This window comes from Thalassotalea montiporae (assembly GCF_053485855.1).
Genome location: NZ_JBQRUO010000002.1, coordinates 22,117 through 47,716, shown reverse-complemented (window position 1 = coordinate 47,716; position 25,600 = coordinate 22,117). Strand labels below are relative to the sequence as shown.

Annotated in this window: 21 protein-coding genes; 10 read left to right on the top strand and 11 right to left on the bottom strand. The window is 40.1% G+C overall.

Features of this window, described 5'->3' with window-relative positions:
- Positions 1-10 precede the first annotated feature (10 nt).
- The 7 genes from ACSLUR_RS06885 to mutT all read left to right on the top strand — a co-directional run bounded on the left by ACSLUR_RS06885 (position 11) and on the right by mutT (position 9,059).
- Positions 11-793: a cell division protein FtsQ/DivIB gene (locus ACSLUR_RS06885; RefSeq protein WP_448553064.1), complete on the top strand. Its 783-nt coding sequence runs from the start codon at positions 11-13 to the stop codon at positions 791-793.
- Positions 794-797: 4 nt separating this feature from the next.
- A complete protein-coding gene (gene ftsA / locus ACSLUR_RS06880; protein ID WP_116001288.1) occupies positions 798-2,033 on the top strand; it encodes a cell division protein FtsA in 1,236 nt (411 codons plus the stop codon).
- Between the two features lie 83 nt (positions 2,034-2,116).
- Positions 2,117-3,268, top strand: a complete 1,152-nt coding sequence (gene ftsZ / locus ACSLUR_RS06875) for a cell division protein FtsZ (RefSeq protein WP_116001286.1) — start codon at positions 2,117-2,119, stop codon at positions 3,266-3,268.
- Between the two features lie 175 nt (positions 3,269-3,443).
- Positions 3,444-4,358: a UDP-3-O-acyl-N-acetylglucosamine deacetylase gene (gene lpxC, locus ACSLUR_RS06870; RefSeq protein WP_116001284.1), complete on the top strand. Its 915-nt coding sequence runs from the start codon at positions 3,444-3,446 to the stop codon at positions 4,356-4,358.
- A 285-nt stretch (positions 4,359-4,643) separates the two neighbouring features.
- On the top strand, positions 4,644-5,498 hold the full coding sequence (locus ACSLUR_RS06865; protein WP_448553061.1) for a M23 family metallopeptidase: 855 nt from the start codon (positions 4,644-4,646) through the stop codon (positions 5,496-5,498).
- Between the two features lie 93 nt (positions 5,499-5,591).
- Positions 5,592-8,294: a preprotein translocase subunit SecA gene (secA, locus tag ACSLUR_RS06860; RefSeq protein ID WP_448553059.1), complete on the top strand. Its 2,703-nt coding sequence runs from the start codon at positions 5,592-5,594 to the stop codon at positions 8,292-8,294.
- 372 nt (positions 8,295-8,666) lie between these two features.
- The gene (gene mutT / locus ACSLUR_RS06855) at positions 8,667-9,059 is read left to right on the top strand and encodes an 8-oxo-dGTP diphosphatase MutT (RefSeq protein WP_448553057.1); all 393 of its coding nucleotides are present in this window, start codon (positions 8,667-8,669) and stop codon (positions 9,057-9,059) included.
- Positions 9,060-9,127: 68 nt separating this feature from the next.
- Here mutT and yacG read toward each other — a convergent pair whose 3' ends face one another.
- From yacG to pilB, 6 genes are all read right to left on the bottom strand, one after another.
- Complete coding sequence (yacG, locus tag ACSLUR_RS06850) at positions 9,128-9,364, bottom strand: DNA gyrase inhibitor YacG (RefSeq protein ID WP_448553055.1); 237 nt, start codon at positions 9,362-9,364, stop codon at positions 9,128-9,130.
- 43 nt (positions 9,365-9,407) lie between these two features.
- Positions 9,408-10,151, bottom strand: a complete 744-nt coding sequence (gene zapD, locus ACSLUR_RS06845; protein ID WP_448553054.1) for a cell division protein ZapD — start codon at positions 10,149-10,151, stop codon at positions 9,408-9,410.
- 105 nt (positions 10,152-10,256) lie between these two features.
- Positions 10,257-10,853 (bottom strand): dephospho-CoA kinase, encoded by a 597-nt coding sequence (coaE, locus tag ACSLUR_RS06840; protein ID WP_448553053.1) that lies wholly within the window; start codon positions 10,851-10,853, stop codon positions 10,257-10,259.
- A 51-nt stretch (positions 10,854-10,904) separates the two neighbouring features.
- Entirely contained in the window at positions 10,905-11,792 is an 888-nt protein-coding gene (locus tag ACSLUR_RS06835) for a prepilin peptidase (protein ID WP_448553051.1), read from the bottom strand.
- 91 nt (positions 11,793-11,883) lie between these two features.
- On the bottom strand, positions 11,884-13,164 hold the full coding sequence (locus ACSLUR_RS06830; RefSeq protein ID WP_448553049.1) for a type II secretion system F family protein: 1,281 nt from the start codon (positions 13,162-13,164) through the stop codon (positions 11,884-11,886).
- Positions 13,165-13,213: 49 nt separating this feature from the next.
- Positions 13,214-14,917: a type IV-A pilus assembly ATPase PilB gene (gene pilB / locus ACSLUR_RS06825; protein ID WP_448553047.1), complete on the bottom strand. Its 1,704-nt coding sequence runs from the start codon at positions 14,915-14,917 to the stop codon at positions 13,214-13,216.
- 9 nt (positions 14,918-14,926) lie between these two features.
- Between pilB and ACSLUR_RS06820 the strand changes: the two genes are divergently transcribed.
- From ACSLUR_RS06820 to ACSLUR_RS06810, 3 genes are all read left to right on the top strand, one after another.
- The gene (locus ACSLUR_RS06820; protein WP_448553045.1) at positions 14,927-15,841 is read left to right on the top strand and encodes a lysylphosphatidylglycerol synthase domain-containing protein; all 915 of its coding nucleotides are present in this window, start codon (positions 14,927-14,929) and stop codon (positions 15,839-15,841) included.
- 261 nt (positions 15,842-16,102) lie between these two features.
- On the top strand, positions 16,103-16,912 hold the full coding sequence (locus tag ACSLUR_RS06815) for a glycerophosphodiester phosphodiesterase (protein WP_448553043.1): 810 nt from the start codon (positions 16,103-16,105) through the stop codon (positions 16,910-16,912).
- A gap of 61 nt (positions 16,913-16,973) precedes the next feature.
- Positions 16,974-18,542 (top strand): phosphoethanolamine transferase, encoded by a 1,569-nt coding sequence (locus ACSLUR_RS06810; protein WP_448553041.1) that lies wholly within the window; start codon positions 16,974-16,976, stop codon positions 18,540-18,542.
- Between the two features lie 71 nt (positions 18,543-18,613).
- Here the strand turns inward: ACSLUR_RS06810 and ACSLUR_RS06805 are convergent, their stop codons facing one another.
- The 5 genes from ACSLUR_RS06805 to ACSLUR_RS06785 all read right to left on the bottom strand — a co-directional run bounded on the left by ACSLUR_RS06805 (position 18,614) and on the right by ACSLUR_RS06785 (position 25,011).
- Positions 18,614-19,801, bottom strand: a complete 1,188-nt coding sequence (locus tag ACSLUR_RS06805; RefSeq protein WP_448553039.1) for a glycosyltransferase — start codon at positions 19,799-19,801, stop codon at positions 18,614-18,616.
- Positions 19,802-19,805: 4 nt separating this feature from the next.
- Complete coding sequence (locus tag ACSLUR_RS06800) at positions 19,806-20,669, bottom strand: glycosyltransferase family 2 protein (protein WP_448553037.1); 864 nt, start codon at positions 20,667-20,669, stop codon at positions 19,806-19,808.
- A complete protein-coding gene (locus ACSLUR_RS06795) occupies positions 20,656-22,569 on the bottom strand; it encodes a hypothetical protein (RefSeq protein WP_448553035.1) in 1,914 nt (637 codons plus the stop codon). Before ACSLUR_RS06795 ends, ACSLUR_RS06800 begins: the two co-directional genes overlap by 14 nt.
- Positions 22,566-24,494, bottom strand: coding sequence for a hypothetical protein (locus tag ACSLUR_RS06790; RefSeq protein WP_448553033.1), 1,929 nt, complete (start codon positions 24,492-24,494; stop codon positions 22,566-22,568). The genes ACSLUR_RS06795 and ACSLUR_RS06790 overlap by 4 nt, the downstream gene beginning before the upstream one ends.
- 64 nt (positions 24,495-24,558) lie before the next feature.
- Complete coding sequence (locus tag ACSLUR_RS06785) at positions 24,559-25,011, bottom strand: pilin (protein ID WP_448553031.1); 453 nt, start codon at positions 25,009-25,011, stop codon at positions 24,559-24,561.
- Between the last annotated feature and the right edge of the window lie 589 nt (positions 25,012-25,600).

Below are 25,600 nucleotides of genomic sequence, written 5' to 3'. Positions count from 1 at the left end.
TAAAAAGTTAATGGCAAGAGCATCAGCTAAAACATTGGCTACTAAAAACGAAACCAAAGCAAACGTGCATTGGACGTTTTGGTTGGGCTTGACGTTTTTTCTGATGGTAGTGGTTGGCTTGTTGTCGGTGGCTTGGTTTATTGGTCAGAAGTTTAATTCAGCCGAAACCTCGCCAGTAACGCATGTTGCGATATCAGGCGAAATGCCATACACCCGCGAAAGCGATGTGTTAGCGGTATTAGCGCCCCTGAATATCGGCAACTTTTTTAAAGTGGATGTTAACCAAGTGCAGGCACGTGTAGCGCAATTGCCTTGGGTGTATTCAGTGTCAGTGCGCAAGCAATGGCCAAACGAATTGAAGATTTATGTGGTTGATCAAGCGCCTATTGCGCGTTGGAATGGTGACTTTTTTATTAACCAATACGGAAAGGCGTTTCAAGCGTCACATGAGCGTGTAAATCACCCGCTGCCAGCGTTTTTTGGCCCTGAAGGCAGTGAGCAGGTGGCGTTAGAAAATTACCATAGCTTGAACAAGTTGTTGGCCTACAGCAGTTTGGCGATTAACGAATTGGTGCTGTCAGAGCGTTTTTCTTGGCAGTTAACGTTAAGTGATGGCGTACAGATAAATTTAGGCCGTGAAGAGCGTGTGCAACGTGTACAACGCTTTATGGATATTTATCCACAGATTAAACAGTATCAAAAACAAGACGAAGTGATTGATTACATTGACCTTCGCTACGATACCGGTGTTGCGGTTGGCTGGAAGCCAGCCCCTGAAGAGCAAAGAGTGTAAATTGATGGCGAAAGTAGCAGAAAGAAAATTAGTTGTTGGCCTAGATATCGGTACGTCGAAAATCTCGGTTGCCGTTGGCGAAGTAACGCCAGAAAACAAACTCAGCATAGTTGGGGTCGGTAATCAGCCATCACGTGGTATGGATAAAGGCGGCGTGAATGATTTGAATTTAGTGATTCAATCCATTCAACGTGCCATTAACGAAGCCGAACTCATGGCAGACTGTCGCATTAGTTCAATTTACTTAGGTATCTCTGGCAAGCACATTAGCTGTCAAAACGAAAACGGTATGGTGCCAGTCAGTGACAACGAAGTAGTACAGGAAGATGTCGACAACGTGATTCACACGGCACGCTCTGTTCCTATTTCTGCTGAGCGTCGCATGCTCCACGTGCTACCACAAGAATTTAGTATTGATTGCCAAGACGGTATCAAAAGCCCAATCGGTATGTCTGGTGTTCGTATGGAAGCCAAGGTGCATATTGTTACCTGCGCTAATGATATGGCAAAAAACTTAGTTAAATGTGTTGAGCGCTGTGAACTCAAAGCCGATCAACTGATTTTCTCGGCATTAGCGTCAAGTTATGCGGTGGTGACAGAAGATGAAAAAGAGCTAGGCATCTGTGTTGTTGATATTGGTGCTGGCACTATGGATTTAGCGGTATTTACCGGTGGCGCACTGCGTCATACCGCGGTAATCCCTGTCGCGGGTAATCAGGTTACTAGTGATATTTCGAAAATCTTCAGAACACCACTTAGCCATGCAGAAGAGATCAAAGTGCAGTATGCCTGTGCATTACGTCAAATGGTTAGCATGGAAGAAAGCATTGAAGTGCCAAGTGTTGGCGGTAGACCTGCACGTAGTATGTCGCGTCATACCTTGTCAGAAGTGGTTGAACCGAGATATCACGAACTATTTGAATTAATTCAAGAAGAGTTGCGCGAGGCGGGCTTAGCCGATCAAATCGCGGCGGGCTTTGTACTTACAGGTGGTACCTCGAAAATGGAAGGTGTAGTGGAATTTGCTGAAGAAGTCTTCCAAATGCCAGTGCGTATCGCCCAGCCATTGCCTGTTGAAGGTTTATATGAATATGTGAGCGATCCAAGCTATTCAACGGTGGTTGGTTTGTTGCATTACGGCATGCAGGAAAGCGGCAACGAAGAGAAAGCGAAAAAGAATGTAGAAGGTGTGACGGACTTATGGTCACGTGTTCATGCCTGGTTTAAAGGCGAGTTTTAATTGTCGCTGTTCGCAATCATGCGGATAGCGGTTGTTGTTTAAATTTTTGGTGGAACAAAAACGTTAAAAACGGAGAGAGAAAAATGTTTGAACTGATGGAAGATCATAACGAAGAAGCAGTTATCAAGGTCATTGGTGTTGGCGGTGGCGGCGGTAACGCTGTTGAGCATATGGTAAGCCAAACCATTGAAGGTGTTGAGTTTATTACCGCAAATACTGATTCACAGGCATTGCGTAATTCATCAGCTAATGTGACTTTGCAGTTAGGTAGCGATGTTACTAAAGGTTTAGGTGCTGGTGCGAACCCAGAAATTGGCCGCCGTGCAGCAGAAGAAGATCGTGAAACTATCAAGCAAACGCTTGAAGGTGCAGACATGGTCTTTATCGCTGCTGGTATGGGCGGTGGTACAGGTACGGGTGCAGCGCCAGTAGTTGCGGAAGTGGCTAAAGAAATGGGTGTGTTAACGGTTGCTGTGGTGACTAAGCCTTTCCCATTCGAAGGTAAGAAGCGTATGAACTACGCCGACCAAGGTATTGAGTTCTTGGCAAACCATGTTGACTCGTTAATTACTATTCCTAACGAAAAGCTATTAAAAGTGCTTGGCCCAGGTACATCACTACTTGACGCATTTAAAGCCGCGAACAATGTTTTGCTTGGCGCAGTTCAAGGTATTGCTGAGCTGATTACTCGCCCTGGTCTAATCAACGTGGACTTTGCCGACGTTCGTACCGTAATGTCTGAAATGGGAACGGCAATGATGGGGTCTGGTATTGCATCTGGTGAAGACCGTGCACAAGAAGCTGCAGAAGCGGCAATTGCTAGCCCATTATTAGAAGACGTTGACCTAGCAGGTGCACGCGGTATTTTGGTGAATATTACCGCAGGTATGGATATCAGCATTGATGAGTTTGAAACTGTTGGTAACCAAGTAAAAGCTTTCGCATCTGAAAATGCGACGGTTGTTGTTGGTGCGGTTATCGACCCTGAAATGACAGATGAACTACGTGTAACTGTAGTAGCAACGGGTATCGGCGCAGAGCGCAAGCCAGATATCACGTTAGTTAATCCAGCACCTGCGGTTGAGCAGCAAGTGGTTGGTGGTGACTATGTTGCAGCACCACAAGCTGAACCAATGACAGCCGCAGTGCCAGAGTCAGCACCCGTGACTACGTCAGCGAAAGAATTGGATAGCTATTTAGATATTCCAGCTTTCTTACGCAAGCAAGCTGACTAATTGTTAATAGCGATGCTAGCCAGCTAAACAGTTTAGGCTAGCAGCTAAATGTTACAAATCGTACAGGCTTTGGCCGTATTTTTGATTTGATAAACAAATTTTGATACATTACGCAACCGCTTAGTAAGGTGGTCGGATGTTATCCGAATTTTATTGACTTAAGAACAGGCGATCTATGATTAAACAACGTACATTAAAAGATAGCGTTTCAGCAGTCGGTGTTGGTTTACACAAAGGTGAGAAGGTTAAGGTTACTCTCCGTCCTGCACCTGCTAATACTGGCATTGTGTTCCGTCGTGTAGACTTGGAGCCAGTGGTTGATATTAAAGCAACGCCAGAAGCTGTTGGTGAAACGACCTTATGTACGTGTTTAGTGAATGAAGATGGTGTTAAGATTTCCACCGTCGAACACCTTCTTTCAGCAATTGCTGGGTTAGGTATTGATAACCTAGTGATCGATGTTGATTCGCCTGAAATCCCAATTATGGATGGCAGCGCATTACCTTTCGTCTACCTGATTCAATCAGTAGGCGTAGAAGAGTTAAATGCTGCTAAGCGCTTTTTGCGTATTAAAAAGCCAATTCGTGTTGAGGAAGATGATAAGTGGGCAGAGCTTTTACCATACAATGGTTTTAAAGTTGATTTTGCGATCGACTTCGAGCATCCAGTTATCTCAAAAACAGGTCAAAGCATGACGATGGACCTAACCTCGTCATCATTTATCAAAGAAATTAGCCGCGCTCGTACGTTTGGCTTTATGAAAGACATCGAGTTTTTGCGTTCTCATAACCTAGCATTAGGTGGCAGTTTAGAAAATGCTATCGTGCTAGATGAGTACCGTATGCTTAATAGCGACGAGCTTCGTTACGATGATGAATTTGTGAAACACAAAATTCTTGATGCTATTGGTGATTTATACATGGGCGGCGTTAGCATTCTTGGTGAATTGCGCGCGTTCAAATCTGGTCATGCTGTAAACAACATTTTGCTTCGCGAAGTGTTTAAGCAGACAGATGCTTGGGAATGGGTAACATATGAAGATGAAGCCAGTGCACCAGCCATGTTCCAAGAGCTAAGTGTAGCAAGCTAATTTATGCTTCATTGAAAAGGTCGGCAATGCCGGCCTTTTTTGTTTTCGTTTATCAATCTGGCATAAACTTTTCAACCTGACTGTATGCAAATAGACCAAGCCATTGAGTTTTTCGTGGATTTATGCCAAAGTTCCGCAGATTATCACAAAACTGCATAAGCGATTTATGCATAAGATTAAGGCAAATACGACACCGTTTTATTGTTCAATGTTAAATGGTGTGTTTAAAACCAAGTAGTTATGAGTTTAACCCTTTTATATCGCGGCAATAATGTTAGGTTCTCAATGAGACTATCGAAGTTTCATTGGTTGTCTGCGTTATCGGTTTTTGCCCTAATTTCAGGTTTAGTGATCCATTTAGTCATTTCAGCAAATGCAATTCCAGCTAACTCTTCAGCGTCAATAGAGCCGACAACGCAAATAGCCGAATTGCCTTCATCAGACAAACAACAAGTCATTGCATTGACATTAAAGTTAGCTGAACTGCAATCGCAAGTACTGCGTCTTAATGCACTTGGTGATCGCCTTGCAGAAGAAAACAATATTTCTGAAAAAGAATTTAATTTTGATCAGCAACCGCCGACAGGTGGGCCTGTTCAATCGCCCGAGCAAGTGAAAAGCAAAACGCTTGCTGAGCTGCTACTTGAAATAGAAACGCTAGAGCAGCAAGTTGTTCAGGAACAAAATCAACTGATGCTACTTGAATCAGTGACGCTTGGTCACCATATACAAAGCAATAGTTATTTGTCTGGCCGACCTATTGTTAAAGGCTGGTTGTCATCTTACTATGGGGTGAGAAAAGACCCATTCCACGGTCGCCCAGCGATGCATAAAGGCGTTGATTTTGCGGGTAAGGAAAATGCACCGATTATCGCGACAGCATCTGGCATTGTAAGTTGGTCAGGTGAGCGATACGGCTATGGTAACTTAATTGAGATTGATCATGGTGACGGTTATAAAACGCGCTATGGTCATAACAAGCAACTGCTTGTTGAGTTGGGTGATGTGGTAGAGAAAGGGCAAATTATTGCGCGTATGGGAAGCACAGGGCGCTCAACTGGGCCGCATGTTCATTACGAGATCTTGCGTAATAACACCCAAATAAATCCGATAAAATACGTTTATCGCAAAGCAAAATAACCCTAAGATTGAATCGCTTTTTTAGTTGTGGTGCGAGCCACAGCATGAATTTTTATTAGTTGAAGAATTGTCTTCTAAATTTGGTTTATCAAAATGTTTGTAAAGTTAATGACAAAAGTTTTCGGAAGTCGCAACGACCGTCTTCTGAAGAAAATGCGCAAAGAAGTCGCAACAATTAATGCCTTAGAGCCAACAATTGAAGCACTTAGTGATGAAGAGCTAAAAGCTAAAACGGCTGAATTTAAAGCGCGTATTGAACAAGGTGAGTCATTAGAAGCCATTCTTCCAGAAGCTTTTGCCGTTGTGCGTGAAGCGAGTAAGCGTGTGTTTGGCATGCGTCACTTCGATGTGCAAATGATTGGTGGTATGGTGCTTAACCAAGGCAAAATCGCTGAGATGCGCACCGGTGAAGGTAAAACCTTAACGGCTACTTTGCCAACATACTTAAACGCACTTTCTGGCAAAGGTGTTCATGTTGTTACGGTGAACGACTACTTAGCGAAACGTGATGCTGATTGGTCGCGCCCATTATTTGCATTCCTTGGCCTAACCGTTGGCTGTAATATTCCAGGTCTGTCGCAGCCTGAAAAGCATGAAGCGTATCAAAGCGATATTACTTACGGTACTAACAACGAGTTTGGTTTTGATTACTTGCGCGACAACATGGCATTTTCTGCCGGCGATCGTGTCCAGCGCCCACTTAACTTTGCAGTAGTGGATGAGGTTGACTCAATTTTAATTGACGAAGCCCGTACACCACTAATTATCTCAGGTCAGGCTGAAGATAGTTCAGAGCTTTACCGTGCCATAAATACCATAGTGCCGGGCTTAGAACGTCAAAGTGAAGAAGATAAAGACGAAGATACAGGTCAATCTGAAGATTTCGTTGCTGGCGATTACACCATTGATGAGAAAGCCAAGCAGGTTTACCTAACTGAGCGTGGCCAAGTTAATATTGAAGAGATCCTTCAGCAAAAAGGCTTGATTAAAGAAGGTGAGTCACTGTTTGCAGCGGCAAATATCTCTTTACTTCACCACGTTATGGCTGCTTTACGTGCTCATAACTTATTCCAAAAGGACGTTGACTACATTGTCAAAGACGATGAGATTGTTATAGTAGATGAGCATACCGGCCGTACGATGGAAGGCCGTCGCTGGTCTGAAGGCTTACACCAAGCAGTTGAAGCCAAAGAAGGCGTACGTATCCAAAACGAAAACCAAACGCTTGCTTCTATCACATTCCAAAACTACTTCCGTATTTACGAAAAGCTTTCCGGTATGACAGGTACTGCTGATACTGAAGCGTTCGAATTTAACCATATTTATGGTTTAGAAACGGTCATCATCCCAACTAACCGCGAGATGATCCGTAAAGACATGGCTGACTTAATCTATTTGACTGCTGAAGAAAAATACGAAGCCATTCTTGAAGACATCAAAGATTGTGTTGAACGTGGTCAGCCAGTATTGGTTGGTACGATTAGCATTGAAACTTCTGAGTTTTTATCTGCATTCCTTAAAAAAGCGAAGATTAAGCATAAAGTACTCAATGCTAAGTTCCACGCGCAAGAAGCTGAAATTGTTGCGGAAGCCGGTAAAACAGGCGCAGTAACCATTGCTACGAATATGGCGGGTCGTGGTACCGATATCGTCTTAGGTGGTAATTTAGAAGCTGCCCTTGCCAAGCTAAATAACCCAACCGAAGAACAAGTTGAAAAAGCCAAAGCGGCATGGCAAGAAGAGCATGACAAAGTGCTTGAACTTGGCGGTTTACACATTATCGCGACAGAGCGTCATGAGTCACGTCGAATTGATAACCAATTACGTGGTCGTGCCGGTCGTCAAGGTGATGCGGGTTCTTCTCGTTTCTACTTATCGATGGAAGATGGCTTGATGCGTATTTTCGCATCTGAGCGTATTGCTAATATGATGCGCAAGTTAGGTATGGAGCGTGGCGAAGCTATTGAGCACCCATGGGTAACCAAGAGCATTGAAAACGCACAGCGCAAAGTTGAAGGTCGTAACTTTGACATTCGTAAACAGCTTCTTGAATTCGATGACGTAGCCAACGATCAACGTAAAGTTATCTATGAGCAGCGTAATGAGCTTTTAGATGAAAGCGAAATTGGTGAAGTAATTTCGGTTGTTCGCTCTGATGTTATCAACGGTGTGATTGACCAGCATATTCCACCACAGTCGTTAGAAGAAATGTGGGATGTAGCAGGTTTAGAAGAGCGATTAAAAGGCGAGTTCAATACTGAATTGCCAATTGCTAATTGGTTAGCAGAAGATAAGAGCCTACACGAAGAAACATTACGTGAAAAAATTGTCGGTGAATTTGAAAACACTTACAGCGAAAAAGAAGAAATGGTTGGAGCTGATGTACTTCGCCAGTTCGAGAAAGCGGTAATGCTTCAAAGTCTTGATTCACACTGGAAAGAGCATTTATCAGCGATGGATCACTTACGCCAAGGTATTCACTTACGCGGTTATGCTCAGAAAAACCCTAAGCAAGAATATAAGCGTGAGTCATTCGAGTTATTCTCAGAGATGCTGGATAACTTGAAATATGACGTTGTTGGTATTTTGAGTAAAGTTAAAATTCAGGCGGAATCAGATGTTGAAGCGGTAGAAGAACAACACCGTAAAGCAGAAGAAGTTCCTAAAAACTTTGAGCACCAAAGCGCTGAAAACGAAGTAGCCCCGCAACAACGCCAACCTCGTGTTGGTCGCAATGACCCATGTCCTTGTGGCTCAGGTAAAAAGTACAAGCAGTGTTGTGGTAAGCTAAGCTAATCTAATTAGTAGGTCACTGATGTTCAAAAAAGGGGATTGGTATCCCCTTTTTTAATGCCGTTTAAAAACCGCAATTTAGAGCGTGTTGACCTTTCAGGGGGGGGCAGCAGTCTGTTTGGGTTTTATACAAGGCGGAGCACATGTCGTGTAGTTACTCTACATAAAGGTGCGACAAAGCAGTAGAGAAGCCAAACAGGCGCTGCCTCAAAGGTTCACCTAAACGCTTCCTGCTCTTTGTTGCTCGCTTTTTACGCAGAACAACTATGCCACAAACCGAGCGCCGTGGTCAGAAAGCGTTTAGCTTGAACAAAATTCAACCTCGAAAGATCAACACGCTCTAATCAATAAGAAAATTAATAAAAGAGACGTTAGATGAAACTAGTACATGTAGCAGTAGGTGTGATTATTCAAGATGAGAGTGTATTCCTTACCAGAAGGCACTCAGATGTGCATCAGGGCGGTAAATGGGAGTTTCCTGGGGGTAAGGTTGAATCTGAAGAAACGGTTGCCCAAGCGCTAGCTAGAGAGCTCAAGGAAGAGGTTGGTGTCGATATACTTGCATGCCAGCCATTGATGGAAATCAGCCATGATTATGGCGACAAACAAGTTAAGTTAGATATTTTTATTGTCGATCAGTTTAGCGGTGAGCCTAACTCACAAGAAGGCAATGAGCAGCAGTGGGCAAGTATTAGTAAATTAGGGGCTATCGAGTTTCCGGAAGCAAACCTTGCGATAGTCGAAAGGCTGACAGCGCTGTACGCTTAAAAGTAGCTTTGAGCATAAATTAAAAAGCCACTCGGTATAAGTGGCTTCTAGACACATAGCTAGCGATATTATTCAGGTTCTACAAAAAACTTATGATGCTGTAAGAACTGCTCTTCCAAGGCGTCAATCATCTCTTCTGACATAGGCTCGGCACTTTGCACAGGCTGCGAAATTTTATGGTTTTCCTCAGCCCAGTCACCTAAATCAATTAATTTGCAGCGCTCTGAACAAAAAGGGCGATGTTCGCTGCATGCTTGCCAAACAACAGGTTTATCACACGTAGGGCATTTGACTGTGGTTGCCATAAATATAGAATTTTTTGGAGAGTTAATGGCGGCGAGTATAGCGTTAGCAACGAGCAAGTTCAAACTGTGTCGTTTGCTTGGAATACTTGCGACCTGTTTGCTGACAGGGCAGCATAAATCGAATGGAATAGCGAAAACGATTCCCGCTTATGGTTGGGTAGTATTCCGCACCCTCTGGCACTTTTATGCGTAACAACAGCAAGCCTTCACCATTGTCTTGATAAAAGCCAGAATCACATTCAATTGCTTCGAAATTTCCTCGTTGACGAATAAATTTTAACACTAGAGAAATTGCATCACGTAATAGTGCGAACTTAGCTAGCCAGTTTTCCATATCTGAGAGGGTGTAATTTTGCGCTCTTGCGAGCCAATACTGCAGTTGTGGTAGGTCAAATAGAGAGCTACCGCCCTGAATAGCGAAGCGTTGTTTAATTGAGCCCAGTAATTTGTCTTGTCGAAGTTCGTGCCATGCTTGTTTGTTTACTCTGAGCTGACAAACATAACCTACGATTTGTTGAAGGTTTTTTTCTAATGCTTTGCTGTCGATATCAGGTGATTTTGACCACATGACTAAATGCTGTTCGAGCCGTTCAAGATCTTTTATCAATTCGCCGCGAATATCATTGCGATCTAAGGTGTCGAATGTAGCAAATAATGCGTTGAAAAATACTTGATAATTATCAGTAATATATTGGGCATCACAATTGTGTGCTTGAACAAAAAGTTGCTCAAGTTTTAAGTAGTTGCGTATGCGCTCATTAAGCGGGTGCTCGTATAAAACTGACATCGTAACAGTAGCTCGGTGGATCTATCAGGTTATACTAACGATTGATGATCTAAATGGCGAATTTTTTCATTAAATTGTCATTTAATTGTGATCACAAGAAGCATGCTAACTTGCTGCTAACGAAAGATATTTTTTGTGAAGTTTATGAACTTGTTGTTCAACATCAGCTAAGTTAGCGCTGCTATTGTCAATAACGTCATCTGCTTTTGCTAATCGTTCTTCGCGTGAGATCTGAGCTGAAATTATGTTGTTTATAACTTCTGGCGTGGAATTATCTCGTTTCAACGTTCGCTCAAGCTGCTGCTCTTTGGTGATATCGACGACTAAAACGTAATCCACTTGCGTGTCTAAACCATTTTCAATCAGTAAAGGTGCAACCAGTAGCTTGTAGGGTGATTTGGCTTTGGATAATTGAGTAAATATCTCTGTTCGGATCAGCGGATGAAGTAACTGATTGAGCCATTGTTTTGCATTGCTGTCAGTAAAAACGATTTGTCTCAATTTTTCTCGATCGAGGCTACCATCGGTTTTTAGTACCTGTTTGCCGAAATGGTTGGTAATTTTCGTTAGCCCTATAGTGCCAGGTTCAACAACTTCTCTAGCAACAATATCGGCATCGACAATATCAATGTTCAAATTTGTAAAATAATTGGCGACGGTACTTTTACCGCTACCAATGCCACCAGTTAACCCAATAATCATGTGCTTTGTGATTTCCTAAAATGTCTTAACTGAACTTTTCATATTTTAAAATTAAAGAGCTAGGGTAGATAAGTACCATTGCCAAATAGACTCGCCCCAAAGCAGACATATCCAGCCAGCAACAGCTAAATATGGGCCAAATGGAATAGCCTGATCTCGCTGATGATTTTTAAATAGCATCAATGAAATACCAACGATAGCGCCAACAAAAGATGCCATTAAAATTAGTAGCGGTAAAAGTTGCCAGCCCATCCAAGCACCGAATAATGCGACTAGCTTGAAATCACCATGACCCATGCCTTCTTTACCGGTAATAAGTTTGAATAACCAAAAAACAGAAAACAAACTCATATAGCCTGCAATAGCACCAATAACAGCATCTTCAATAGGCACAATAATGCCATTAAGGTTGATGAGTAAACCTAGCCATAGAAATGGGAGAGTGATTTGGTCTGGCAGTAACATATGATCTAAATCGATCATGGTTAAGGCAACAAGTGCAAAGGTTAGGAGTAGTACCCAAGCGGCGACCCAAGTAACGCCGAAATGATTCGCAACCGCTAACCCGAGCAGTGCAGTTGCAAGCTCAACAAGCGGGTAACGTTTGGATATTTTAGTACTACAGCTACTGCATTTACCTTTTAGAAAAAGCCAACTGATTACTGGGACGTTTTCATAAGCCTTAATTGCATGGCCACATTTGGGGCATGTGGAGTTTGGCTTAGAAAGTGATATAGGGGTAACATCTCGCGTCGGTTTTTCTGGTACTTCATCTTTTAAAAATTCGCGACATTCAAGGTACCAAGCAAGCTCCATCATTTTGGGTAAGCGATAGATAACAACATTTAGAAAGCTACCGACCATTAGCGAAAACACAAACACAGTACCTAGATAAAACCATGGGAATTGCTCAAAAGCGGAAATAGTGTTTTCTAACATGTTTCAAACTCAAAATTTATATACTTAGTAAAATAAAAAAAGCCATTGTCTACCAATGGCTTTAAGCGGGACGTTATCAATAAAAGAGGAACTATACAACCTGTCCAATCTGGAATATAGGTAAGTACATCGCGATGATTAAGCCACCAATCACAACACCTAAAACTGACATAATCATGGGCTCAAGCAAAGCAGTTAAATTATCTACCGCATTATCTACTTCAGCTTCGTAAACGTTTGCGACTTTAGCTAGCATATCGTCTACTGCACCGGACTCTTCACCAATGGATACCATTTGTATCACCATATCAGGGAATATTTGCGAATTTCTCATCGCTAAGTTCATTTGCATACCTGATGATACTTCTGACCTTATGTCTAAAATAGCATCGCGATAGACGGCGTTACCTGACGCACCAGCCGCTGACTCAAGCGCATCAATTAACGGTACACCAGCTGCAAAGGTGGTTGATAGTGTACGCGCGTAACGTGCAACAGCTGCTTTATCTAGAATGTCCCCTACGACGGGTATTTTAAGTATGCTTTTATCAACTTTATCCCTAAATCCTTGGCTATTACGATGAGCTCTCTTAAACAAGAAACCAGCAATAAATAAAGCAGCTAAGCCTATATACCAATATGACTGCATAAATTCAGATATTGCAATTACTAGTAGGGTAAATGCAGGGAGCTCAGCGCCAAAATTAGCAAAGATTTCTTGGAAAACAGGAACTACAAAGATAAGTAAGATTGCTGTTACGACGAAGGCTACAACTAAAACAGATATTGGGTAAGTTAATGCTTTTTTTATTTTGGCTTTTAGCGCTTCTGCTTTCTCTTTGTATGTTGCGATACGATCATATATGGTTTCTAAAGCCCCCGATTGTTCGCCAGATGCTACTAAATCACAGTATAGGTCATCAAAATACTTTGGGTGCTCCCGAAGGCATTCAGACAATGGTAGTCCTGAGCCTAGTTTTGCGGCTATTTCATTAAGCAACTTTTGCATATTCTCGTTGTCGTTGCCTTTAGCAATCATTTCGATGCTTTGAACCAAAGGAACCCCTGCACCTAGCATCGTGGCAAGTTGACGAGTTGTCGTAGCAATATCAACTGGTTTTATCGGTTTGGCACCACCGCCAATCCCGAATAATGGTCTAGGTTTTTTCTTTATTCTACCTGGAGTTATACCTTGTTTTCGCAGTTGTGCTTTAAGTTCTAGAATGCTTGCAGCAGATAATTCACCAGAGATTTTTTTTCCTTTTCGATTAACTCCTTGCCAAATAAAAACATCATTCACTTTCGCTTTGATATTTTTATCCTTACTTTTAGCTTTTCTAGTGGGACTCTTTGATGCGGAACTTACTGCCATGTGAACTTCCTTCGCGCCTTATATTAGTTTTATTAACAGCCGAGACAATTTAATTGGCAGTAACACGATTGACCTCTTCAAGGCTCGTAATACCGCTCATTGCTTTTACTATGCCAGATTGCCTCAGGTTATTGTAGCCCTCTTTTTGGAACTGGCTGGCAATGTCGAGTGAGTTTCCTCCCTCCATTATTATAGTGGCTACTTCAGAGGTAATTTTTACAACTTCGTAAATACCTACTCGCCCCTTATAACCGCCAGTGCAATCATCACAGCCAACCGGCTTATAAATTGTAAAGGTCCCTAACTTATCTTCAGGGAAGCCCAGTTGCCTGAGGTGATCGTGAGGTATGTCATCTGGCGCTTTACATTGAGTACAAAGCCGACGTGCAAGTCGCTGTGCAATAATAATGCTGACAGAGCTCGCAACATTAAATGCTGGCACCCCCATGTTAAGCAGACGAGTTAGGGTTTCTGCGGCGGAATTGGTGTGTAGTGTTGATAGCACCAAGTGACCAGTTTGTGCTGCTTTAATAGCAATTTCCGCCGTTTCCAAGTCACGGATCTCACCAACCATTACAATATCGGGATCTTGTCGCAGGAAAGAACGGAGTGCACTAGGGAAGGTAAGGCCAGCCTTCGTATTAATTTGAACTTGGTTAATACCCTCTAAGTTAATCTCAACAGGATCTTCTGCCGTTGATATGTTGCGCTCAGCGGTATTCAAAATATTTAAGCCAGTATAAAGAGAAACAGTTTTACCAGAGCCTGTTGGCCCAGTTACCAAAATCATACCCTGCGGTTGGTCTAGGGCTTCCATATAAATGCCTTTTTGGTCTGCTTCATAGCCAAGCATATCAATGCCAAGCATTGCACTAGAAGAGTCCAATATCCGCATTACAATCTTTTCGCCCCACATGGTAGGCAGGGTAGAAACACGGAAGTCGATAGATTTCTTCTTCGATAATGCAAGTTTTATACGACCATCTTGTGGTACGCGTCGCTCTGCAATATCGAGCTTAGACATGACCTTTAAGCGGGCAGCCATTCTAGAAGCTAATGCAACTGGAGGTTTAGCTATTTCATTTAAAATTCCATCGATACGAAAGCGTATCCGATAGGAATGTTCGTAAGGCTCAAAATGTAAATCTGAAGCCCCTTTTTTTATAGCGTCTAATAGAATCTTATTAATATAAACAACAATTGGTGCGTCATCTTGCTCCTGTCCAACAGTTTCATTATCACTTTGCTCTTCTTGAACCTCTATACCTGCCAGTTCGTTCGAATCGATATCACTGATATCTAGGGCTTCAACGTCAGACTCCAAAACATCGTCAATGGATTTTTGTAAACTACTTTCATCAACCAGCACTAGTTCGGTGGAGAATCCAGTATTAAATTGAATGTCTTCTAGGGCATCAATATCGGTAGGATCCGACATGGCTACAAAAAGTACTTTGCCTCGCAAATATAGGGGCAGAGCATTGTGCTTTCTTATAAGTTTTTCGTTTCGTACGCCTTCAGGAACAAGTGAGGCATCAAACTTAGAAAGGTCAATAAGTGGGTAGCCAAAAGATCGAGAGAGTATGGCAGCAACGGTTTTACTGTTTAGTTTTTTTTCTTCGACCAAAAATCGTATAAAGGGCTTGTCTTGGCCTGAAAATTCTGAATTTATAGTTTCAGCTATTTCAGGAGACAATAGGTTATTTTTGGCCAATGCATTCAACAAGCTTGATTGTTGGTGAATTCCCTTCATAGATTTTATATGCTTTTAATAAATATTAAAAAGTTTACACTAGATTTGAACATAAAAATACTCAACCACAAAGCTGTTAGAGCAAAGCTCACCTCAGCGTTTAAATTGGTATTCTTAATTTACCTATTTGTTTGGTTAATTACATTCGTTACAGATCAAAAGGTGTTATTTGAACCTTTATTGAATATTGAGTGGTTATTAGTAGTAATAATATTTAGCTGCTACCTCGCTACAACTGTGTTTGCAACTGTTCAATTTTATTTCATTCTATCGTTGGTCAATAGTGCTCCAACTTTCATAGTCCAATACTCAATCAATAACATTAATTCTTTCTTAAACCTAATTTTACCCTTCAAATCAGGGCTAGCGTTTAGAGGTTATTATTTGAAAAAATATTATCAACTACGTTGGAGGACTTATTTTAAATTGATATTGGTAGCGCAATTGCTATTGTCAGTTGTTCCGATAATTTATTTAACAGGCTATTCATTCTCTAGCACTGTGTTTTGTATTTCAGTTTTAGCAGTCGTGTTAATAGCTGCCAGCCTTTCATATTTTGGTTATTTTATAAACCAATTGGAGTTATCGAGATTCTTATATGCGTTTGTTAGCTCAGTGTTTTTTCATGTGGCTTGGTTTACGCTTTTGTATTTGTGTTTTTATGCTTTAAATAATCAACTTAGCTACAGCTTTTTCCAAATTGCTGCTTTTAGCTGTATCTTATCTTTTAGCACTCTAGTCAACTTAACTCCCGGAAATATTGGCGTAAAAGAAGGAGCAGGATTTTTGTTCGCTGATTTTGTTTTTATTGACAGTTCAGATGCTGTAGCTGCGCTTATACTTGAAAGGTGCGTATACACTTTTTCAATATTGGTACTAGGAGGAGGAGGGTATTTACATCAAAAGAAAACTAATCGTATATAAAATGAATTTGTATACATAAGATAACTTTCTTGAAGTATCGAAATACTGTCAACTTACTTGGTTTTCGAAGAGGATCTGAACTAAAAAATAGATTACAACTATATTGATACTTGTAGCTATATAAAACTATAGCTCGTTGGCCACAAAAACATGCCGAGTTAAACCCCATTAATTCACCTAGACTCATTATCATATTGCATCTAAATATGCTTTGGGCCTAGTATAACTCCTTCGATGTATCGACAATGTTTTATGCTGTAAATGGGATTATTAAAAAAGAACGAAAAGGCGTTGTTAATTGTATTAGTTTTGCTAATTACTGTTCCTGTTTTTTTTAAAATAATAATTGATTTACTATTTGAACATAAAATAAGAAATAACCAATTTTTTTATAATCAATGTAATAAGGTTTGGGCTCATCGAGGGTATTTTAAAGATTTTGAACAAAACTCCATAGAAGCATTCAATAAAGCAATAGAGTTAGGGGCAAAAGGCGTCGAAGTAGATATTTTCTTTGATTTAGATTTAGCTGAGTACATTGTTTCACATGACTATCCATATAATCTAAAAAATGGTGAGCTATTAACCCTAAGCAAATTATTCCATAACTTAGATCAATCTATTTATTACTGGCTTGATTTTAAAAATTTAAAACAATTAAAGAAAGATGAAGTCATCCTAGCTCGGAATAAGCTTAAGCAACTTATGGAGCAATATCGATTACAAGATAAAATAATTATCGAATCCAAAAAACCTTCAAATCTCCAACCTTTCTCGCGTGAGGGCTTTCAAACCAGCTACTGGGTTTCATTCAATGAACTGCAGGGACAGAGGCGCTTTTGGATTAATATATATGCGTTAAAAATAAAATACATAATGAATTATTTTTCCGCAGTGTCGATGAATTTTAGGAATTATAGCCATGCACTTGAAAATTCTCTCGGAGGTTTGCCTGTGCTTTTGTTTACCATAAATGATAAGAAAGTTTTAAATAGTAAAATTAAAAATCAAAATGTAAAAATAATCCTCTCTGATAAAAGTTATTATACCCAACCAGAATGTGAAAAATAGGGAGCTGCAAAGACACTACACTATGCACTAACAGGAAGCTAGTAAAAGGATAATTAACCCTATGGAATTAAAAGTAAATAACAAATTTTTGATAGTTCCAGTGACTATTACAATATATTGTTTAGTACTGAACTTAGATAAATTAGAGCAACCTTTATTGCAAGGGATAGCTCATATATTGTTACAAGTTATCTTGCTTATCAGTGTAGTTTCACTATCTAAACTAAAATCTATTCGTTTTTTAATAGCTTTTTTTTTAGGGATAGAGTTATTCACGCAATTATCTTATGGTTCTTCACTCTCGTTAAGTCTTGTAATGAGCTTGCTGGGCACATCAGTGAGTGAATCATTCGCCTTTGTTAAATTCAACACAATAACCACATTTATATTTTTAATTTTTCTATTAGCGCTAACATTCTCACCAATACCAGAAAGAACGCTCACAATTAAGTTAATGGCGATCGTTGGGGTTGGATATCTAATGTTTCCTGCGCTTTTTTCTGTAAATATGTTAATCAATTCTTCCAAGTATGATTATTATGTTCAAACAGGTCTGGCAAGAGGCTATTCAAAGACTTTTACTACGATGGAGTATATTACCCAAGAGGATCTAGCTCATCGATTACCTGCTTTAAAGTCTATAAAAGGCGTGACAGACAGCGTTAACTTTCTGAGTCAGCAGCTGAAAACTGCGAGTACATGGGAAAATGTTTCTCAAAGAGACGCAAATAATAGTCTATTGGTTTTAGGTATAGGGGAGTCCTTACGAGCTGGAAATTTAGGTATTTATGGTTACGACAGAGAAACCACCCCACTTTTATCTGGCAAAATAGATGACATAACTCTCTTTACAAATGCATACGCGGCAGGAACAAATACTTGGAATGCTGTTCCAACAGCTTTAACTAAATCAGTAAACAAGCCTGAGTTATCAAAATCAATTGTCAACCTAGCAAAAGATGCTGGTTATACAACTTATTGGATATCGAATCACGCAAAAACAAGTCATTGGGACTTTTCCGTATCAGCATTGGCTGAGCAGGCAGATTACAGGTTCTTTTTTTCACCTAATGTAGGAGGCAGTGTATATGATTATGCACTAGTCGATAAGTTAAAAGGCATAATGCTAGAACGAAGTGGTAAGACACTTGTTATTTTACACTTTTATGGCTCTCATATGTCCTTTAATGCTAGATACCCAAAGGCTTTTGATGTTTTTAGAGACCGAGATAGATTATTGAATCAATATGACAACTCTGTCCTCTATACTGATTATGTGCAATCTCAATTGATAGATTTGATATCAGAAAACGAGGGTAAGTATTTGTATTTCTCTGATCACGGTTTGGGAGCTTTTGATGGCGATATACCGTTAAAACATGATGTGAGAGAAAACCCAGAATTAGACTCACTGCAAGTCCCATTCTTCATGTTTCCGAAATTTGAATTATTTTCTAGCAAAGAGAGCCAATCACCAGTTTCTTTATATTACTTCGAATGTATTTTTGCGAAATGGGCTCAAATTGAGTCTACAGACTTAACTAAAGATAATTACTGCGCTAATGCCTTTAACAATAGTGAAATACATGTTGTTGATTCACATTTAAATATTCGTAAATTTCCACTCTAATCAAGTAATATTGTTTCTACTGCCGGGGTGATTCAAATGCATTTGTCTAGCCTAGGAAGCTTTTAAACGGTCTATATCGAATGAGTAAGTTGCTCAACTATTTTTTGATATTTTCTAACTGAGCTCTCCCAACTAAAATGTTCAATAAGCTTCTTTTTCTCAAAGTTGCGATAGTCACTTTCAATTGCTTCTACTATTGTATTTTCTAAGTGCTCAACGTCTTTCTGGCGAAATCGATAGACATTTTCTGCAAAGCCTTCAATATCATCACATGCTTTTAAGTCAGATATAACAACTTTACAGCCGCACCCCAATGCTTCAATCGTTACTAGCCCCAAGCCTTCTTGATCGCCATTTTTCCCTACTTGAAAAGGTGCAACAAACAAACCTGCTTTCCTGTAATGTTGAGGAAGCTGTTTATGTGGCAAGGAGCCCATAAAATGAACCGCTTTTTCTATCCCTAGGTGATTGACTTCAGAAATCAGTCTTTGTTTTTCAGGACCATCTCCAATGACTTTTAGTTGTATTTCAGGGTAACGTTTAATTAATTTTGGCATCGCTTTAATAAGATAAATGAGCCCTTTCTTTTCAACTAGGCGACCGACAAATAGTAGTGTAAATTTTTCACGTTCAACTCCCAACTTTTTTGAGAAAAGGTTGCTTAAGTCTGTGCCCATGGGAGCAACTTCTACTGGTAAGCTTTCGACTTTCATCTCATCGACCTTATCCTTCATTACTTGACTAACAACTGTTAGATAGTCACAAGCCTTTAAAATTTGGCTTTTTACATAAGTTAAGACCTTGCCATTTAGAGCAAACAAATCGCCCCCATGGCTAGTTACTAATATTTTGGGTAATTTTCGGAAGTACCCTAGTGTGATGAGTGAAAAAGATTGCGGTATTATCCAATGTGAATGAACTAGTGAAATTGAGTGTTCACGTAACACTTTATTGATGGCTAAAATTTGACAAATTATGAAGGATGGAACAAGTAAGAGGTTTAACTTATTCCTCTTTAGGTTTTCTAAAATACCACCGTTATTTGTTAAAGTCTGAAGTTGCTCAGGAGCATATTTAAATCGTATAACATCAATACCATCTATTGATTCCCGTGCTTTCGCGCCGGGAAAGTGAGGAGTCAATGCAATAACTTTGTATGACTTGTTCAAACCTTTAGATAGATGATGTACAAAATTGGGTTCGTTGTCACCAACCCACCTAGGGTAAGTTGAACTCAATACAAGGATTGTCTTAGGCATACAATTAATCGCCCTTGTACATCAAGTTTGTAATTTGCTCCGACACTAGGCCGACCATAAATATGATTAGTGCTGTAGTAAACATTAGAGCGCTCATATTAGTAAAGCGCCCAGCAGTAATAAATGTATATGAGTAGTAACCAAGTCCTGTTAAAAATGTAGCCAACGAGATTGGTAAAAATAGTTTTAACGGAGAATAAAGTGTTCCAATTTTAAAGATAATTAGTAAGAACCTCATGCCATCTTTCAGCGGAGAAATGTGGCTTTTGCCAGTTCTTTGAGCTGCATGAATAGGTAAATATGTTACAGAGTATCCCGCTCTAAAAAATGCCATGGTTGATGTTGTTGGATAAGAAAAACCATTTGGATATAGATAAATAAACTCCAAAAACTTTTCTCGATTTACTGCTCTATACCCAGATGTTAAATCTTCTACTTTATGACCAGTCATGTATGACGCTAGTTTATTGTAGAGTTTATTCGCAAAGCTTCTGCCGATGCTTGCTTGTGAACCTTTTTGTCGTGCACCAACGACCAAGTCATAGCCTAAATTGAGTTTGTCGATTAGCCTAGGGATATCTGCAGGTGAGTGTTGGCCATCTGCATCCATAAAAACAACGATTTCACTACTCGCGGCTTTAGCACCAGTTTTAATTGCAGCTCCATTGCCTTTACTGTATGGGTGGCTAATGACTTTTGCACCTGCCTCTGTAGCAGCATGCTCAGTACCATCAGTTGAGCCATCATTAACAACAATAACCTCTTTTATTAAGTCTCCAAGCTGAGAATAAATACTTGTTATTAATGTCTTAATTGAGGGCTCTTCATTCTTTGCAGGTATTACTACTGAAACGCTATTTGTTACCATTTAGGCGCTCTTCTAATATTTCTTTAAATTTCATACATGTGTCCTGTTGAGACAGTTTATTGTATTCAAATATATTCGGTGTCTGACAGATATACTCTACCAATGATTGGGCATCTGCAATGTTGTTTAGTCTTCGGAAACTAGAAATCAGCTCTATTGCTATTTCCGCGTGCTTTTCTAACAGCCATGCCGTTTTTATGTGTGATAATGCTAGCTCGAAGTTTTCGGTATATATCGAAATATTGTACATGTTTTGAATAACAATGAGTTTGTTGGCTAGCGCTTCAAATTTTACCTCATAAATTAGCTTGTTAAGTTGATATAAACTTTGGACATCAATTTGTGGGCATACCTCATCAGTTTTTAGCTTGAATAAAGTGGACAACTTAGCGGGTAAACCGTTAACTCTGTTTCTTGTTGGTAGCTGCTTATCGACGATTGCTAGTATTTTATTTACGTCATTTGCTCTGTCTGTAAAACAGCTAGTGATTGCTAGCTGTAATTGCGAACTCAGACATTTAGGGCAATCTTGTATGACTTGCCTGGGCACTTGATAGCTTATTTCATATTGTTGTTGATTGAAGTAAAGAATCGACAAATGCTCAGTCGCCCGTTCAGAATTTTTTTGCATAACAAACCATTGCTCAGCGGCTTGTTGCTGATTCCCCCACAGGCTAGTGGTTAGCCCAAGCATTAGAGTTAATATTGCAAGGTACGCTAGGCTACTGTATTGAATCAGCTTATGTTTTGTACCAGCGATAGCTATTACAACCGCAACACAAGGGCCGACGAGAGCAAGGTAATTACGGTGAAGGAAAAATAACTCTAGTGGAATAACGGTAGATTCGATTAAATGAGCGGTAATAAACCATAAAACAGCAAAGCTAAATAATGGGTATTTTTTACGGTAAACAATAGCGCCAATAAGCATCAAGCCCAAGCTAATAGAGCTGATGATAAAAGTGAAATCATTAACGCTAGTGACCGCAATATAACCGTCATAGAATGGGTTAATCGCTTCGACATTGGGCAGAAAAGCTAGGCGCGCATACTCAATTAAAATTTGCGGCTGCGTCATTAATCGCTCAACTAGGGTAAAGTCTCTTCCAACGGGGTTATTTCCAGTATTGATGGCTGATACCAATAAAGCGCCGAGAATGGCTATAAGTGCAGCAAGGCCAGCGTATACCCGATAATTTTGATAGCGCTTGATTGACTGAAGATTATGTAATAGTGAAACTTCAGCTACTAAAATAAATACAGGTAATAGCAAGCCATTTTCTTTACTGAACATGGCAAGTAAAGTGCCGAACAATACACCGGTAGCTTGTAAGCCAAGGCCTGCAAACTTATTTGTATTTACCGGTTCCTGCTCATAGTTGAGCTGCTGTTTACGCAGCCCCCACAAGTAAATGGCCACCCCTAGTAAGACAAAGAGCGTGGATAGTTGCGCCATCCGTTGAATGGCAATTAATACAGTAGCGGCATGGATGGGTAATACTAACCAAAAAAACGCACAAGCTAATGCAATAATGTAGAGTCGAGTTGAACTGATATTGCTATCGGAATTTATTAGTTTTAATAGTAAATAACTAATGGAAAAAACAAGTGCGCCGCAGAGTAGGTGAACAATGATATTGCCGATAAAAAACGCTTGCGGGTTTTCAGGCCAGTCGTCAACGTGAGGTAAAAATGACAACATAGAAACCGAGCGGCCAAGCGGGCCAGAGGTTTCAGTCAAGATATAAGTTAGGGCTGAATGAAAGTCATGAACCTTGGCAAGGGCACTTAATGGGCGAAAGTCATCGTAGTAGAAGCTTCCTGATATACCAGAGAAATAAACTGCGCCTACGCCTAGTAATACTAAACATAAAGTTATGAATATGCTGTTTTTTATCATTTTGTTGAAGTTGTATCCAACGGCATTTGTTCTAATTCCTTTAATTTTAAAGCACATCTTTGTTTTGCATCAGCCTTTAAAAAAGGATTGTTAGGGAGCTTTTGGCACATTTTGTCACGTATAAACTGCTGTGCCTCCTGATTTTTTTCTTGCCTGATCAAAATAGCAATATAGATATTAGCCGCCTGATGACTATGACCTTCTTGCCACGCGAAATAGGCGTATTTTTCTTCTAGTAGTATGTTGTTACTTAGTCTAAAAAGAGTGACTAAATTTTCATAGGTAATTCTGAGTTGGCCGAATTTTAAGTTGTTATAATCAGATAAAGATTGATTCACTTCAATAAGTTGATTCAGGCCGATAGTTGGACATAAGCCTTTGGATTTTAAGGTGACAAGGTTTGTTAGGCCCGCTGGGATCACGGTATAGTTTGGAACTTTTGCTAAAGAGCTTTCAGCTTTATTAAAGTGGTCTAGTGACTCATTATTTTGACCCAAGATGCAGCTTAATGCTGATGCTTTAAATGCGTCGGCCGTGCAATCAGTACACGTGTTTAGCCGATAATCAATCGCACTTTTGGCTTCGGCATACTTCCCCAGTTCAGCTAAAATGCGGATCAAACTTCCAGAAGCCCGTTCAGAATTTTTTTGCATAACAAACCATTGCTCAGCGGCTTGTTGCTGATTCCCCCACAGGCTAGTGGTTAGCCCAAGCATTAGAGTTAATATTGCAAGGTACGCTAGGCTACTGTATTGAATCAGCTTATGTTTTGTACCAGCGATAGCTATTACAACCGCAACACAAGGGCCGACGAGAGCAAGGTAATTACGGTGAAGGAAAAATAACTCTAGTGGAATAACGGTAGATTCGATTAAATGAGCGGTAATAAACCATAAAACAGCAAAGCTAAATAATGGGTATTTTTTACGGTAAACAATAGCGCCAATAAGCATCAAGCCCAAGCTAATAGAGCTGATGATAAAAGTGAAATCATTAACGCTAGTGACCGCAATATAACCGTCATAGAATGGGTTAATCGCTTCGACATTGGGCAGAAAAGCTAGGCGCGCATACTCAATTAAAATTTGCGGCTGCGTCATTAATCGCTCAACTAGGGTAAAGTCTCTTCCAACGGGGTTATTTCCAGTATTGATGGCTGATACCAATAAAGCGCCGAGAATGGCTATAAGTGCAGCAAGGCCAGCGTATACCCGATAATTTTGATAGCGCTTGATTGACTGAAGATTATGTAATAGTGAAACTTCAGCTACTAAAATAAATACAGGTAATAGCAAGCCATTTTCTTTACTGAACATGGCAAGTAAAGTGCCGAACAATACACCGGTAGCTTGTAAGCCAAGGCCTGCAAACTTATTTGTATTTACCGGTTCCTGCTCATAGTTGAGCTGCTGTTTACGCAGCCCCCACAAGTAAATGGCCACCCCTAGTAAGACAAAGAGCGTGGATAGTTGCGCCATCCGTTGAATGGCAATTAATACAGTAGCGGCATGGATGGGTAATACTAACCAAAAAAACGCACAAGCTAATGCAATAATGTAGAGTCGAGTTGAACTGATATTGCTATCGGAATTTATTAGTTTTAATAGTAAATAACTAATGGAAAAAACAAGTGCGCCGCAGAGTAGGTGAACAATGATATTGCCGATAAAAAACGCTTGCGGGTTTTCAGGCCAGTCGTCAACGTGAGGTAAAAATGACAACATAGAAACCGAGCGGCCAAGCGGGCCAGAGGTTTCAGTCAAGATATAAGTTAGGGCTGAATGAAAGTCATGAACCTTGGCAAGAGCACTTAATGGACGGAAATCATCGTAGTAGAAGGCTCCTGATGTCCCCAATAGGTAAGTGAATGATATTATTGACAATGCGCCAAGTATCGCAGCTACGACTGGCTTTGCGAAACTCATAAAACTATAATTTTAAGCAAATAAAAAGGCCCCATAAGGAGCCTTCAGATATATAGGTTTGTTATTAACAAAGACCCGCTGCTAAACACGTAGAACTAGTTGCGATATCCCAGTTTAAACCAGCACCAGAGACGGCTGTTGCTTGTAAACGATAATCTGCGTTTGTTACACCGTTTGCGCTAAGATTAGAAACAATAGTAATCAATCCAGCAGCCATATCAGCGTCAGTAACGTTAGAAGCATTAACTGCACCAGGTGCATCAGCCGCAGGGATACCGTTAGAGCCAGCATTTAAGTTGCCAACAGCAATACCTTTAGTTTGATGTGCAATCTCAGCTGCATTTTTGTAGATGCTTGCTGCCATAACCACTTCTGAGAACTTAGCACGATCTGCGTAAGTCTGATAAGCAGGCAATGCTACTGCAGCTAGAATACCGATGATCGCAACAACGATCATTAGTTCGATTAACGTAAAACCCTTTTGGGTTTTCTTTTGAATGTTTTGGATTTTATTCATAATAATAATTCCATCTTTATTACGGGGGCTGATGACATAGTGCAATAAAAAGCCAGAGATGTAAAACAATGTAACTTATTTTTTTGTGTTTTTTTGATAATTACTGTAACTCAGCTCTTAATTAACGTGCTGTTTACATTTGTCTGTTGGGTATGGTGTTATTTGGTAGCGAGCTTTGAAATAAAAGTCTGAGTTTTGAAGTCAGCGAATTGAAATTAGTTAATTAGGTAAAACTATAGATAAGGTCTAAGTTATCAGGCTTGTATTTGATGAAAGGAGTTACTCTTAATTTGCCCGAGAAGCATTTGGTGTAAAACTAGGGGGAACTTGACTGAGATTTTTGTAGCTATCGAGAATAGAGATTTGAACTTTTAATATTGCGCCATCAATGCTGGTGTATTTATATATCTATTCAGCTTAGCTAGCTCTTGTTAACCAACTCTTTTAAAAACACTTAATAGCAATGGTGTGTTTAAGCCTCTTGAACTTTAAACATAGATTAATGCCAAAGGCTTACATTAATTCACTTGTGCTATTAAATATTTATTTAGTTAGAAGCCGCCCACAAAAAAGGCGAGCAGGCAGCTTA